The following is a 13,714-nucleotide window of genomic DNA, read 5'->3' as shown; positions in this document are numbered from 1 at the left end:
TCAGCCACGCGAGGGCTCCGATTTTGACAACAGCACGAGGAGACAGCCGTCGACGAACTTGTGGCGAACGTTGCTGTAGCTGCCGGGCGGCAGACGCAGCCGGCGCTCGAAGCGTCCCTGCGGCAGCTCCAGCCGATGGATGACGGCGGAGCGCAGCTCCGGCGGCACGGTGCGGGCGCCGGCGACGAGCAGGTCGCCCCCGCTGTCGATTGCCACCTCGACCGACTCTGGCTTCACGCCCGGCAAGGCGACGACGACCAGCACATCTTCGGCGCTCTCCAACACGTCGGCCGGCGGCTCCCATGCCGGAAGCCGCGATACCGAGCGCACCGGCTGAAAGAACTGACGATGCATGCGTTCTGCCCTAGCCAGCATCTCGCAGGCCTCCGACCACATCAATCTCGTGGGATCGTCCTTCATTGCGCCTTTGCCCAATCCGTTCGCCGCGCGGCACCCCGCGCGGCGGCCATGAAACATAGGTGCGAATTAATGGATTTCTACCGTGTGGGCATTTCGCTGCTTCAAGCCGCGCCGCGTCCACGGTATTTGCAATCGGCTTGCCCCATCGCCAGCGCTAGGGGGATCGGTTCGACCCGCTCTGTACGCGGTTCTCTGCCCCACCCTCGAGGGTGGGGCCCTGTCTCAATGCTAGATGCTAGTCCGCCAGGCGCTCCAGCGCCGGCATGTCCTTCAACTTCAGGGTGGACCCGCAAGGCTCGACCAGACCGCGGCGATTGAGATCGACGAGAAGCGTCGAAAGCTCGTCGATATCGATGCCAAGTAGATCGGCGACGAACCCGGACGTCAGGGCGTCGGGCATGACGCTCGGGTCGCGTCCTTCATAGCTGTTGTTGCGCGAGATCGAGATCAGCAGCGCGGCGACCCGGGCAAGCGGCTCCTCGTGCGTCTTGGGGATGCACGCCGGCGTTGTAACCGGAACGGCATCGCCGCACTTGGCTGCCGATGGCATGCCGCGCCTGTAAAAAGGAGGCGTAATGAAGTTTTCGGCAGTTGCGGTGCGCATCGGAAATCCCCAGCTTTGCAAAGTGTTCGACGTTCGACTTGCGACGTAAACGAGCCGCCGGGTCAGTTAGTTCGCCACGGATAGTGCGAAATTGAATGGTTTTGTCGGTTTTCCACCGTTTTGTCGCAGGCGAGGCGCCCTGAACGCGCGCATCCTGCCGCGTCATGACGATATTCCTTGAAAAACGCGGCCCACGACCCGATATAGCCTCCCGAGACATATTGTTTTCGGTGCCTGTCAGCCCCGGTCTCCAGGAAATTTCAACTTTTTTACTGGAAACGCCGGGGTTAGCGCGGCGTTTAAAGGTCTGCGCTTAAGACCCTGTGCTTAAGACAAAGAGGCCGGCAGTGAGCGTGGTCGAGGACGAGTTGAGCAGTCTAAAGGAACATACTGGCGCGTTCGCCGACTGCCACGACGCGTGCAACGACGGTTGCGCGGACGTGTGCGAGGCTGAACGTGAGGCCCGGCGCAGCGCGGAGCAGAAGGTCCGCAAGTGCCTCATCTGCCGCGACTCGTTTCCGAGCGCGTGGGCGGGCGAGCGCGTGTGCCGGAAGTGCAAGTCGACCTCGACCTGGCGCAGCAGCGGCATGGAATGACCGCGCCGACCGGCGAGACGAAATAAAAAGGGACGGCCGATCGGCCGTCCCTTCGTCGTTTTGGGTTCCCCGTCCTTACGGACCGGGCGCGGTCTGCTCCGTCGGCGCCGGATCGGGCGTGCTCACCGGAGTATTGCCTGCGTAGAATACCCAATAGAGAGCAGCCGCGGCTGCGACGGCCAGAATGAGCGACGTCGTCAGAACGCGGAAATTCAGGCGCCGCGGCGAAGCCTGGCGCGCCTCGGTAGGAGTGAGAACTTCCTGTGGCTCGTGCATTTGGTCCTCCAAAACCGAGAAATGCCCACACCCGTGCAAAGGTTCCAAGAACGGGCGCTTCAGGAAAACAAATAGCGGCCCGGATGGATTCCGAGCCGCGAGGCTAAAGTGAGCGTGGATCTGCCGCCTTACGAGCGGTCTTCTGGCTTGATGTATTCGGGAGCCGTTTCGAGGCTCTCCTTGGTTGCGTGGGTCGTGACTACGAGGTCGTCCCCTACATCTTTGGCGAAGACGAGCTGATCGTAGGGCAGCGCGACGTCCTTCTCGCCCATACCGAGGAAGCCGCCGACGCCGACGATCACCGCCGAGACCTTACCGTCGCCGCCGATGAGCACGTCGTTGATGTCGCCGATGGTTTCGTTGGCGGCATTCTTGACGCTCTCATTCAGCAGCGCCTTGGCGGAAACGTCGCCCGCATGCAGCGCCGCTGTCTTCTCGGCCGGGGCCTTTTCGACGGCCGGCGCGGCCGCGTCCTGCGCCAGCGCCGGCAGGGCCATCAGGGCGACGATCGACGCGGTCGCCAGAAGCTTCTTCATGTTGTGTCTGTCCTCTTGCTCAACTGACAAGAGAACGGGATGTCCGACGGTACGGTTCCGCTTTTGTCGCACCGCAGCGCGCAAATTCACCATGTGCGGAAACCATGCCGCGAGCTTGCGGGGGACACCGACGAATGGATGAGAAACAACGCCGCGGTATTTAGCGAAGATTGGACGTGTTCCCCAGGGAACAGCAGCCGGACCCTTTCGTTGTAGAGATAGCTCAACCGCCTAGGGGATTGGCAGCGCACGGATTTTGACTTGATTGTGGCATGCGCGATCCCCATCTCGTTCGTAGTGATGAGTAATTTCATGCTTGCAGTATCTCAGTCGGTCGATCGGTGCACGCCGCCCGCCAGCGTCGATCCGGCGCCTAAGTCGGCGCGGGTGCGCCGGATGGGGCGCGGCGAGACGCTGTTTCATGCCGGCGACCAGCGCCGGCTGTATCGCGTCGAGCGCGGCGCCCTGTGCCACTACCTGCGTTGGGACGACGGTCATCACGAGGTGATCGAGTTCGCCTTCCCCGGAGACATCATCGGGCTCGGGCATCTCGACGTGCACACCAGCACGGCGCAGGCCGTAGCCAAGACCATCGTAAGCCCGGTCAGCGAGGAGGAGTTCGAGCAGCTGCTCGAGACCGACGGCCAGCTCGCCGCGCGGTTTACGGCCGCCGCCGACCGCGAGTTCGACTTCCTGCGCGCCCGCGCGCTCGCTACAGCCGGTAAGTTGCCGGCGGCGGGGCGCGTGGCTTCGTTTCTCGCGGCGCTCTCACGCATGGGCGCGAGCGAGGGTCGCGATCCGGCCTTCATCACCGATGAGTTTTCGTCCGGCGCCGTCGCCGATCATCTCAACATGACGGTCGACGCTCTGGCCGCTGCGCTGCGCGATCTGGAAGCGCGCGGCATCGTCACGCCCGTCCGCAACGGCCTGCGCATAGCTGATCTCGAAGCTCTCGAGCGCTTCGCCGACGCCGCGTAATTTCTGTCAGTCGTAGCTTCTGGAGCGGATGCGCATCGTCTGCTCCAGAATGGCGTCCTTCTTCGACCATGCATGCTTGCCGCCGCATGCCGGGCAGTGGACGGGAGCGGCCTTCACATCCGGCAGACCCGCGAACGTGTCGCGATCCGCGTCGATGCCGACAGGAATGAGCTCGTTGGTCGCCGGACAGCGAATCATGATCGCGCCCATCGCAGTCTCCCCCTCTACGCAGCACGCATAGGCGCGCGAAGCTCGCTTCCCGTTGCGTACGACGTCCGTCCGTGTCCCCAGGCCGAGGCTTAGCTTCAAACCCGGCCAAATGATGTTCACTCACTCCAAGGGCGGCTCGGGAACTCTCCGGAATTTGCGCACGTTGAGTGCGCACACACCCGCACCAGGAGAGCCGTCCATGAAAATCAAAAACCTGTCTGATTTGTTCGAGCACACGCTCAAGGACATCTATTACGCCGAAAAGCAAATCGTGAAGGCCCTGCCCAAGATGGTGAAAGCCACTGACTCGTCCGAGCTGGCGCGCGCCTTCGAATCACACCTGGAAGAAACGAAAGAACAAATCGTCCGCCTCGAAAAGGTCTTCGAGATACTCGGCAAGAAGGCGGCCGGCGAGAAGTGCCCGGCGATCGACGGGATCCTCACCGAGGGCGAGGAGATGATGAAGGAGATCAAGGATCCCGACACGCGCGACGCTGCAATGATCGCTGCCGCCCAAGCGGTCGAGCACTATGAGATCACGCGTTACGGCACGTTGGTTTCGTGGGGCGAGCTGTTGGGCCACAAGGACGCGGTCAAGCTCCTGTCGGCGACGCTCAAGGAAGAGCACGCGGCCGATAGCAAGCTGAACAAGCTCGCCGAGGGCAAGCTTAACAAGCAGGCCGCGTAAGTAGCCCTTTATTGCGCAACTGGCAAAGGAAGCCGGGACTTTCGTCCCGGCTTTCTGCATTTCTGCGGGTCGGCGACCCCATGTTTCGCGGTACATCAAATGACATCGCCCGCTGTCGTGCAAAGCCGTATGGGTTGACGCGCACTTCTGCAGCGGAGCTCCGGTGAGAATTGGCCAACCCGACCCCACGGCCTCTGCCAGGTTCCTGGCGCGGCCATCTCGCGAAACTTTCCCCGCCGACCACCGGCGGTGATGACCCTCCTACATCCATGCAGTGCGTGAATGGGCGCCGACCGCATCCGCTGTACGGACTGCGCGCCGTTCTCGTCGAAGACCAGACGATCATCGCCCTCGACACCGAAAGCATGCTGCTCGACCTGGGGGCGGCAAGCGTGCATTCGTTCACGACAAGCGACGGCGCGATTGCGTGGCTCGCGACGGCGGAGGTCGATGTCGGAGTTTTGGACGTCAGCCTCGGTACGGCGACATCATTCCCGGTTGCCGAGTTCCTCGTCCAGCGCGCGGTGCCCTTCATATTCACGACCGGCTACGGCGACAGCACGATGTTTCCGGCTCACTTCCTGAAGGTGCCGATCGTGCGCAAGCCTTACGCGATCGAGGCTCTTGCCCGGGCGCTCGTGCAATGTCTGGAGCGCCCTAGCGTCACCTAGAGCAGCGGTCGCACCGCGCCGGGGATCGCGTCGTCGCCACCGGCGAGCTCGACGAGCTGATCGCGATCGAGAATCTCGAATTCCTGCTCGCGCCAACGGATGGCCCGGCTGCGTATGAGCCGGCCCAAGGTGCGATTGGTGTGCACCAGCGACAGGCCAAGCGTGTCGGCCACGTGCTGCTGCGTTATGGGAATCCGGATCGTATCCCGCTTGCGCGACAGGCCGACCTCACTGACCCGGTCGGCGAGATGCAGCAGAAGGTGCGCACAGCGTTCTTTCGCGCTGCGCCGTCCCACCGACAAGAGCTGCTGATCGAGCAGCTGCTCGGAGCGCGCCGCCAGCCAGGTGACGTCGAAGGACAGGCCCGCATGCGATTCGAACAGCCGCCACAGCCCCTCGCGCTGGAAGACGCAAAGCACCATGTCGGACAGCGCCTCGACCGAGTGTTGCATCTCCAGCATCACCGAGCCCTGCAGCCCGAGGAAGTCCCCCGGCATGCAGTAGTTGAGAATTTGCCGCCGGCCGTCGGGCAACAGCTTGTAGCGGAAGGCAAGACCGGACAGAACGGTATAGAGATTGGCGCAAGAGTTGCCTTCGAGAAACAGTGGCTCGCCCGCCTTGAGCGCCACCTCTCCCGACTTGAAGGACATGACGAACGCGAGCTCTTTAGGCGTGAAGGGGCGGAAGACCTTTTGCTTGCGGAGGGGACAAAGCTGGCAGGGCACTTGCCGCCCGTGCAGTTCCTTTTTGTGCGCCATCGCCACATCCTCGCCGACGCGAATCGGGTCCCGCGTTACGCGTTCGCGTCTAGTGGCTCGTGGGGTGAAAGCGCAGCATCACTGCCCGCGCTCGCGCGATCGAGCGCATGGCCGTTGCCATTGCTCGAAGTGCAGATATCGATGCTAAGGACAGAGCGAGTCTCCGCCTGCCTGATCTTCGCGAGCCCGGTAGTCATCGCTGGCGGAAGTGCGACGGAAACTTCGCTTTCGCATGCTTCTCGCAACCGTCTGCCGATGAGCTTCGTAAGCTCTTGATTCTTATCCAGCTTCAACTTTCGGCCCTCACTGAGGTGTTCAGCTCAGAACCCGATAGTTTGCCGAAAGTTCCGTGCACTTGACGCTTCGAACGCTCGCTGTGTCTTAGGCGGCAAGGAGGTGGCTGGCCGGTATGTCCAACTTCCAACTGACGCCCGCGGCGCCAAACTTAAGGTCCGCCGTTCCTTGCAGGGCCCGCGCGGTAAGCTGCTCGGTCACCAATTGCCCAAATCCCTTGCGGGACGGCGGAACGACCGCCGGTCCGCCCGTTTCCAACCAGCTCATGTGCAGGCGTTCGTTACCGCCGCTATTGGCCTGCGACCAGCACACGGCCACCCGCCCTTCCGGCACCGACAACGCCCCGTACTTGGCCGCATTCGTCGACAGCTCGTGCACAGCGAGCCCGATGTTCTGCGCCGCCTCCGGCGTGACGATCAGGCCCGGCCCTTCGATGGTGATCTGGGTCGCGTGCTGGTCGAGGTAGTGCGCCAGCTGCGACCGGACGAGCTCGGGAAGGGCGACGCCGTGCCAGTCGCGCTGCACCAGCAGATCGTGCGATGCGGCGAGCGCCTGCAAGCGTCCCGAGAAACGCACCTCGAAGTCATTGACATCGCGGCTGGCGAGCTTGGTCTGGCGCGCCATCGCTTGGATCACCGCCAAAAGATTCTTCGAGCGATGCGTCACCTCCCGCATGAGAAGTTGGGTGTGCTCCTCCCATCGCTTGCTCTCGGTGATGTCGCGCGCCGTACCGCTCATGCGCACTGCCTTTCCGTTAGCAAACTGGGTCCGGCCCTTGGTGGCGACCCAGCGCTCCGCGCCGTCGCGCACGCCCTTTACCCGATGCTCGACGTCGTATTCCGCATTCACCTCGGGATCCTGTGAACGCTCGACGGCGGCAAACGTCGCATCGCGATCGAGCGGATTGAGCGCCGAAGCGAACACGTCGAACGACACCGTGTCTTCCGGCGCGAGACCCCAGAGCTCGCGCATCCGTGCGTCCCAGGTGAGCACGCCCGCCACGAGATCCCAGTCCCAGGCGCCGGTCTCGGCCGAGGCGAGCGCCACGCGCAACCGGTCCTCGCTCTCGCGCAGCGAATGCTCCATCTGCTCGCGCGTCCTGCTCGCCTTGACGAGCGCGTCGCCGACCGCACGCACCTCCGGGATGGAAGACTTTATCGGCGCTACCGTCTCGCCGCGGCCCAGCTCCCCGGCGCGACCCGCAAGCGCCCGCACGGGATCGGAAATGCGCCGGCCGAAAAGATAGGCAAGCAAGGCGGAGAGCAATCCGAAGCTCACTGCGAGCGTCGCCACCAGCGCCCACGAGCGCACGATCGGCCGATTGGCAATCAGCTCAGGCACGGTCGTCGACACGAGCCAACCCGACAGCCGAGAATACGTGGAGGCGCGAAGCACCGATTCACCGTCGCTGTCGGTCGCGCGCCACAATCCCGCTTGCGCCTCTTTCGGACCGGTGCTCCGCGCCGTGACGCTACCGGCCTCGGCTGGTGGCCCGGTCGAGCGTGCGACGACGGCGCCGGTGCGATCGGTCACGACCGCCAGCCACCCAGGCTCCAGCTCCTCGAGGTGGAATATTTCGAGGATGCGCTGCGACGGGAGCGACGCGCTGAGCACGAAGATTGTCTTGTTCCCGCGCGTCACCGGCACGCTGATAAGGAACGTTGTTACCCCGCCGGGCAGCTCGCCGCGGTGGAGATTCGACACCTGCGGCTTACCCGATTGGATGATTTCCTTCGGGTCGATCGGAGAGTCCGCCGGTACGTCGTCCCCCCACTGGATGCGCGTGGTCAGCAGCAGTTTGCCGGTCCGGTTCGTCAGCAGGAAGTCGTTGCCGCTCACATCACGGGCGGCCATGGCCTGCTTGTAGAATGCCTTGAGGTCCCCTTCGGTCAGCGCCGGAGAGGACGCGAGCGCGGTGAGTGTCGTGGTTATCGCCGCCAGCTCGCGGTCGAGCGCGGAGGCCACCGTACGCGCGACGCCGTTGACATCGTCCTCCATCGCCTCCCGCTCGAGGGAAGCGGAGCGCAGGATCATGAGGCCGCTGAAGATGAGAGCGGGAATGAGCAGCGCGGCGCTGTAGAGCAGGAATTGGGCCTGGATGGACCATCCGCCCTGACGGAAGCGCTCAAGCATCGGACCAAAAATTCATGGACGTGCGCCCCCTTGGCCCCTTTCGCGCACACCTGCGCCCAGCGAACCTAACGTCAGCTCCGCGCGAACGTTCCGCACTGCGTCAATTAAATCGAGTGGCGGGAACTTATTCTCGGTTTGGACGTTGCTTGCCCTTGGGAGTCGGACGATATGATCCGCAGCCGCACAACCCTGGCTCGCAATCCAGGGCGGTAGCGCAAGAACCATAAAGCGGGAGGCGGGAGGGCCGGTTAATGTCCGAGGAAAAGAAGACCTCTTGGGGGAAGCCCTACGGCGCGTTTGCCCCCCAAGAGCCGCAGCGCGCCGCCGCGCCGGCGGCGGCTGACGACGCCTCCGAGCCCACGACAGGGCGGCCCGTTAAGGCCGCTAGCGAGGATACCGCCGCTCAGCCCGGCCGAGGCAATAGCCAGCAGGTTCTGCAGGGCATCCTCGGCAAACAATTGAGGGCTGCGTATGGAGAACTCCTCAACACGCCCGTTCCCGATAGGATCAACGACCTCATCAATCAGCTCAAGGACGCCGAGTCCCGCCAAGGCTCGGGGAAAGAGCGTGATGGGGAGGACCGCGAGTGAGCAGTCGGGCACAACAGAACACCGCGCTGCGCGACGATTTGGTGGCGGCGATCCCCAACATGCGGGCCTTCGCGATCTCGCTGTGCGGCAATCGCGACCGCGCCGACGACCTCGTCCAGGAAGCCCTCGTCAAAGCTTGGAACCATCTCGATTCCTTCGAGCAGGGGACCAACCTCAAGGCGTGGCTGTTCACCATTCTGCGCAACGCCTACTTCTCGGAGCTGCGCAAGACGAAGCGGGAGATCGCCGATAGCGAGGGGCAGCTCGCGGCCAAGCTTTCGGTCCCGCCCGAGCAGCAGGGGCATCTCGACCTTCTCGATCTCAATCGGGCGCTCTCCAAGCTGCCACCGGACCAGCGCGAGGCGCTGATCCTGGTCGGCGCCGAAGGCTTCTCCTACGAGGACGCAGCCAACATCTCCGGCTGTGCCGTAGGCACCGTGAAAAGCCGCGTAAACCGCGCCCGCACCCGCCTCAACGAGTTGATGACGACGACGCCTGCGCAGTCCGGCGGCGCCGCGTCCGGCGCCGAGGCTGATAGCGAGGAATCTCCGCCGCGGCCTCGCTCGCGCACGGCGCGGGCGCTGTAACGGAATCCGCGGCGCTCGGGCAAGTAACGAAAATCCAGTCGAACGAAAAAGGCGGGCCGGGGCCCGCCTTTTCGTTGTCTCGATTGGCCTGCCTTAGCCGGCGGCGACCTTCGCGTTCGGCCGGTGCGCCTTGTAGTCGAAGAACAGCGCCTGGCTGATGACGGCCTGGACCGTCTCGGTGCGGAAGGGCTTGTTGACGAGGAAGGTCGGCTCCGGACGGCTGCCCGTGAGCAGGCGCTCGGGGTAGGCCGTGATGAAGATCACCGGCACGTCGAACGATTGCAGGATCTCGTTGACGGCCTCGAGGCCCGAGCTGCCATCGGCCAGCTGAATATCAGCCAGCACGAGGCCCGGCTTGTGCTTCTTGAAGGCGGCTACCGCTTCGCTATGCGTACGCGCCGTCTCGCACACGTCGTGGCCCAGGCCGGTGACGAGGTCGGCGAGATCGAGCGCGATCATCGGCTCGTCCTCGATGATGAGAACGTTGGTCGCGACCTGCTCGGCGATTTCGGACGCTGCCTGATCGACGAGCGCCTTGACCTCGGTCTCGTTGGTCTTCAGCACCTTCGCGGTATCCGCGGTCGAGAATTCCTCGACGGCCATCAGCAGAAACGCCTGGCGGGCACGCGGCGTGATCGCCTCGAGCTTGCGATCGGCGGCGGCAAGGCGCTCGGATACGGGCGCGTCGTACTTCTTCTGATTGAGCCGCACCGAACTCCAGACGTCGAGGAAGCTCTGATAGGTCGCGACGCGCGGCTCGAGATCGGCGGGGAACATCGACGGATCTGCCGCGATGGCCTCGAGCATGGCCACGACGTAGGCGTCGCCGCTGTCCTGGCTGCCTGACAATACGCGCGCGAACCGTCTCAGATACGGAAGCTGCGGCGCGATGATTTCTGAGATGGACATGGTCTCCCCTTTATAGGCCGCCCACTGTTCGGTGTCTTCGCAACCGGCACAAACGCTCAACTTCGTGAAAAGTTCCGAAACGGGTTCCATGCAGCCAATGGCCGGACCCGAGAACGTGGCCAAGCCATTATTATATCACGTTTATTTTTCAGAAGCACGGATCGGCGATGCTCTAGCCGCGGCGGATCATGCCGCCGATAAAGGACAGAACGACGAGGATGATAGCCACCCAGAACAGGATGCGGGCTCCTTCCGTCGCGACGCCGGCGACGCCACCAAATCCGAGGAAGGCGGCGACGAGTGCCACGATAAGAAAGATAACCGCCCAGTAGAGAAGGTTGCTCATGATCTCCTCGTCTATAGAAAGCCGTCAGTGACGTTGTAGAAGAACCTGAGGCTCACCCGTTGGTTCCCGCGTCGCTCGGTAAGTCCCTCGGTAGCGATGCCGATACGGAACCGAATGCTATACCGGCAGTTGATTGAGCAAATTCCGCCACATGCCATCATCCGCTAGCCACGAAATGAAAGAGCTCGTCGAGCAGTTCGACTGGGGCGCTACCCCAGTCGGCCCCAGAGAGGCATGGCCGATCTGCCTCAGATGCGCCGTCGACCTCATCATGGCATCGCCCGTGCCGATGGTGCTGTTGTGGGGGCCGGAGGGCATCATGATCTACAACGACGGCTACGCGACGTTTTCCGGATCGCGCCATCCAGAACTATTGGGCCTGCCGGTCGCCGAGGCGTGGCCGGAAGTCGCCGACTTCAACGCCCGCGTCGTTGAATCCGTGATGAGCGGCGAAGCGCTGTCGTTCCGCGACAAGTACTTCAACTTGAAGCGCCGCGGTGTGCCCGAGGACGTGTGGGTCAATCTCGACTACAGCCCGGTCCGCTTCGAGGATGGCAAGGTCGGCGGTACGCTCGCCATCGTCGTCGACACCACGCCCTGGGTCTTTGCCGAACGCGCCCAGCGCGAGAGCGAATCGCGCTTCCGGACGCTCGCCGACAACATCGCCGCCTTCGCCTGGATGGCCGACGAGGCAGGCAACATCTTCTGGTACAACAAGCGCTGGTTCGACTACACGGGCCTCCCCTTCGAGGAAGCCAAGCAGTGGGGCTGGCCGCAGCGCCAGCACCCCGACCACGTCGACCGCGCGATGGAAAAGGTCAACCGCTGCCTGACGACGGGCGAGGTATGGGAAGACACCTTCCCGCTCAAGGGCCGCGACGGCGTGTATCGCTGGTTCCTGTCGCGCGCCATGCCCATCCGCGACGACGCGGGGCACGTCATCCGCTGGTTCGGCACCAACACCGACATCACCGAGCACCTGGAAGAAGCCGAGAAGAACGCCCAGCTGGCAACCATCGTCGCCACTTCGCCCGACGGCATCGTCTCGATGAACAGCGAAGGCTTGATCCAGTCGTGGAATCCCGGGGCCGAACAGATGTTCGGCTACACCGCCGAGGAAGTCATAGGTAAATCCGATCGGCTGCTTTTCGCCGAGGACGCTGACGAGGAGTTTGCCGAAAAGTATCGTCACCTCCGGCATGGTGAGCACGTGTCGCGCGACACCGTCCGCCGCCGCAAGGACGGGACGCTGATCGACGTGGCCGTCAACGTCGCGCCGATGCGCCGGGCCGATGGACGAATCTTCGGGTTTTCCGCGGTCTTCCGCGACATCACCGAGCGCAAGCGCGTCGAGAAGCATCTGCGCATGGTCATGCGCGAGCTGTCGCATCGCACCAAGAACCTCCTCGCCGTAATCGTCGCCATGGTAAGGCAGACGGCTCGCAACAGCACCGATGTCGCGGTGCTGCAGTCGCAGCTCATCCAGCGCCTGCAGAGCCTCTCCGCCTCGCACGACCTGCTCGTCGCCGAGGATTGGACCGGCGCGTCGCTGGAAGAGCTGATCCGGGCCGTGCTGCAGCCGTTCACCGGCGCCACGTCCGAGGCCCTCGAATTGCGCGGCGCGCCGGTGTTCGTCAACGCGACCGCCGCCCAGAACCTCGGTCTAGCGCTGCACGAGCTCGCGACCAACGCGGCCAAGTACGGCGCGCTGTCCACCTCGGCCGGACGCTTGCGTATCACTTGGGCCTTCGAGCCCGACGCGGAAGACACCTTGCGGCTCGTTCTACGCTGGGAAGAGCGCGGCGGTCCCAGGGTCGTGCCGGCGGCGGTCAAGGGCTTTGGCCACGTCGTCATCGAGCGCGTCGTCGGCCAGGCGTTGAGCGCCAACGTCGACTACGAGTTCCCGCCCCAGGGTGTGCGCTGGTCGATCGCCATGCCGCTCGACTTCGTGGTGCGCTGGCGCAGCCAGGGCACTGCCGCGGAGCCCGCCGCTTCCTAATTCAGACATTCGTCACGCGATGACAGTCTACGGACCGGCCTAAGCAGGAATCTGCATAAGCTAATCCGAATATCGTTATTCAGTCCGGCGCTTAAAGCTTCTACGTTCCCCGCAGATCAGTGCTGTCTTGCGGGGAGACGATGCGCCAATCCTCATATGCGCCGGACGCGAGCCCGGCATGAACTTCCAGCAACTCCGCATCATCCGCGAAACCGCGCGCTGCAACTTCAATTTAACGGAAGTTGCCAACGTGCTGCTGACCTCCCAGTCGGGCGTCTCCAAGCACGTCAAGGATTTCGAGGACGAGCTGGGGGTCGAGCTGTTCGTGCGACGCGGCAAGCGCCTGCTCGGCCTCACGGAGGCCGGCAAGCAGGCCATCGAGATCGTCGAGCGCATGCTCATCGACGCCGGCAACCTGTCGGAAATCGGTAGCCGCCTTTCGGCTCAGGACGAAGGCACGCTGCGCATCGTCACCACTCACACGCAGGCGCGCTATACGCTGCCACCGATCATCGCCCGTTTCAAACAAGCGTTTCCCAACGTGCGCCTGGCGCTCAACCAAGCTAGCCCGCGCGATATCGCCACCATCCTGCTCGAGGGTGAAACGGATATTGGCCTAGCTACCGACAGCATGGAAAACACCAGCGGCCTGGCGACCTTCCCCTACATTAGTTGGGAGCACGCCGTCGTAGTTCCTGTCGGGCACCCGCTTCTCTCCCGCGATCCGCTAACGCTGGACGACATCGCCGAGTGGCCGATCATCACCTACGACGAGGGCCTGACCGGCCGCACGCGCATCGACGACGCCTTCGCGCGCGCCGGCGTCGTGCCCGATATCGCCATCTCGGCGCTGGATGCCGACGTGATCAAGTCCTATGTCGAGCTCGGTCTCGGCGTCGGCATCATCGCCGCCATGGCGTTCGACATGGAGCGCGATACCAAGCTGCGCCGGCTCGAGGCCACCGGTCTCTTCGAGACCAACACGTCGAGCCTTGGCGTGCGGCGCGGCCGCTACCTGCGCGCCTACGTCTACCGCTTTATCGAGCTGTGCTCGCCGGCGCTGAAGGAGAACCTCGTGCGCAAGGCGCTCGACCAGCCGCCGGGGCGGTGAGTACCGCG

17 protein-coding genes are annotated in these 13,714 nt (G+C 63.8%); 8 read left to right on the top strand and 9 right to left on the bottom strand.

Annotation, left to right across the window (positions count from 1 at the left end; translation table 11 throughout):
- On the bottom strand, nucleotides 1-420 hold the full coding sequence (locus tag GIW81_RS15930; RefSeq protein ID WP_229309357.1) for an Hsp20/alpha crystallin family protein: 420 nt from the start codon (nucleotides 418-420) through the stop codon (nucleotides 1-3).
- A gap of 235 nt (nucleotides 421-655) precedes the next feature.
- Nucleotides 656-970 (bottom strand): helix-turn-helix domain-containing protein, encoded by a 315-nt coding sequence (locus tag GIW81_RS15925; protein ID WP_195930602.1) that lies wholly within the window; start codon nucleotides 968-970, stop codon nucleotides 656-658.
- 401 nt (nucleotides 971-1,371) lie between these two features.
- Between GIW81_RS15925 and GIW81_RS15920 the strand changes: the two genes are divergently transcribed.
- On the top strand, nucleotides 1,372-1,620 hold the full coding sequence (locus tag GIW81_RS15920; protein ID WP_154740322.1) for a hypothetical protein: 249 nt from the start codon (nucleotides 1,372-1,374) through the stop codon (nucleotides 1,618-1,620).
- A 75-nt stretch (nucleotides 1,621-1,695) separates the two neighbouring features.
- Here the strand turns inward: GIW81_RS15920 and GIW81_RS15915 are convergent, their stop codons facing one another.
- Complete coding sequence (locus tag GIW81_RS15915) at nucleotides 1,696-1,896, bottom strand: hypothetical protein (protein ID WP_154740321.1); 201 nt, start codon at nucleotides 1,894-1,896, stop codon at nucleotides 1,696-1,698.
- Nucleotides 1,897-2,024: 128 nt separating this feature from the next.
- Nucleotides 2,025-2,432: a PRC-barrel domain-containing protein gene (locus GIW81_RS15910; protein ID WP_195930601.1), complete on the bottom strand. Its 408-nt coding sequence runs from the start codon at nucleotides 2,430-2,432 to the stop codon at nucleotides 2,025-2,027.
- A 312-nt stretch (nucleotides 2,433-2,744) separates the two neighbouring features.
- Between GIW81_RS15910 and GIW81_RS15905 the strand changes: the two genes are divergently transcribed.
- A complete protein-coding gene (locus tag GIW81_RS15905) occupies nucleotides 2,745-3,410 on the top strand; it encodes a Crp/Fnr family transcriptional regulator (protein WP_195930600.1) in 666 nt (221 codons plus the stop codon).
- Nucleotides 3,411-3,416: 6 nt separating this feature from the next.
- Here the strand turns inward: GIW81_RS15905 and GIW81_RS15900 are convergent, their stop codons facing one another.
- Nucleotides 3,417-3,620, bottom strand: coding sequence for a hypothetical protein (locus GIW81_RS15900; RefSeq protein WP_154740318.1), 204 nt, complete (start codon nucleotides 3,618-3,620; stop codon nucleotides 3,417-3,419).
- Between the two features lie 199 nt (nucleotides 3,621-3,819).
- On the opposite strand from GIW81_RS15900, the gene GIW81_RS15895 reads away from it, so the two are divergent.
- Both GIW81_RS15895 and GIW81_RS15890 read left to right on the top strand, forming a co-directional pair.
- On the top strand, nucleotides 3,820-4,308 hold the full coding sequence (locus tag GIW81_RS15895; RefSeq protein WP_154740317.1) for a YciE/YciF ferroxidase family protein: 489 nt from the start codon (nucleotides 3,820-3,822) through the stop codon (nucleotides 4,306-4,308).
- Between the two features lie 278 nt (nucleotides 4,309-4,586).
- A complete protein-coding gene (locus tag GIW81_RS15890) occupies nucleotides 4,587-4,979 on the top strand; it encodes a response regulator (RefSeq protein WP_195930599.1) in 393 nt (130 codons plus the stop codon).
- On the opposite strand, the gene GIW81_RS15885 is transcribed toward GIW81_RS15890, so the two are convergent.
- The gene (locus GIW81_RS15885; protein ID WP_154740315.1) at nucleotides 4,976-5,737 is read right to left on the bottom strand and encodes a Crp/Fnr family transcriptional regulator; all 762 of its coding nucleotides are present in this window, start codon (nucleotides 5,735-5,737) and stop codon (nucleotides 4,976-4,978) included. The genes GIW81_RS15890 and GIW81_RS15885 overlap by 4 nt on opposite strands.
- Nucleotides 5,738-6,118: 381 nt before the next feature.
- Entirely contained in the window at nucleotides 6,119-8,164 is a 2,046-nt protein-coding gene (locus GIW81_RS15880) for a sensor histidine kinase (protein ID WP_154740314.1), read from the bottom strand.
- A 251-nt stretch (nucleotides 8,165-8,415) separates the two neighbouring features.
- Between GIW81_RS15880 and GIW81_RS15875 the strand changes: the two genes are divergently transcribed.
- A complete protein-coding gene (locus GIW81_RS15875) occupies nucleotides 8,416-8,754 on the top strand; it encodes a NepR family anti-sigma factor (protein WP_154740313.1) in 339 nt (112 codons plus the stop codon).
- A 59-nt stretch (nucleotides 8,755-8,813) separates the two neighbouring features.
- Nucleotides 8,814-9,341 carry a sigma-70 family RNA polymerase sigma factor gene (locus tag GIW81_RS15870; RefSeq protein ID WP_229309436.1) on the top strand — a complete coding sequence of 176 codons (528 nt, stop codon included), beginning with the start codon at nucleotides 8,814-8,816 and terminating at the stop codon, nucleotides 9,339-9,341.
- A 93-nt stretch (nucleotides 9,342-9,434) separates the two neighbouring features.
- On the opposite strand, the gene GIW81_RS15865 is transcribed toward GIW81_RS15870, so the two are convergent.
- Nucleotides 9,435-10,250, bottom strand: a complete 816-nt coding sequence (locus GIW81_RS15865; protein WP_154740312.1) for a response regulator — start codon at nucleotides 10,248-10,250, stop codon at nucleotides 9,435-9,437.
- A 172-nt stretch (nucleotides 10,251-10,422) separates the two neighbouring features.
- Entirely contained in the window at nucleotides 10,423-10,596 is a 174-nt protein-coding gene (locus GIW81_RS15860) for a DUF1328 domain-containing protein (protein ID WP_154740311.1), read from the bottom strand.
- 151 nt (nucleotides 10,597-10,747) lie between these two features.
- On the opposite strand from GIW81_RS15860, the gene GIW81_RS15855 reads away from it, so the two are divergent.
- Complete coding sequence (locus GIW81_RS15855) at nucleotides 10,748-12,595, top strand: PAS domain-containing sensor histidine kinase (protein ID WP_154740310.1); 1,848 nt, start codon at nucleotides 10,748-10,750, stop codon at nucleotides 12,593-12,595.
- Between the two features lie 178 nt (nucleotides 12,596-12,773).
- Complete coding sequence (locus tag GIW81_RS15850; RefSeq protein WP_154740309.1) at nucleotides 12,774-13,706, top strand: CysB family HTH-type transcriptional regulator; 933 nt, start codon at nucleotides 12,774-12,776, stop codon at nucleotides 13,704-13,706.
- Nucleotides 13,707-13,714 lie beyond the last annotated feature (8 nt).

Origin of the sequence: Hyphomicrobium album (assembly GCF_009708035.1) — a bacterium.
Taxonomy (GTDB): domain Bacteria; phylum Pseudomonadota; class Alphaproteobacteria; order Rhizobiales; family Hyphomicrobiaceae; genus Hyphomicrobium_A; species Hyphomicrobium_A album.
The sequence above is the reverse complement of the archived record's forward strand: the minus strand, read 5'-3'. Positions and strand labels throughout refer to the sequence as shown.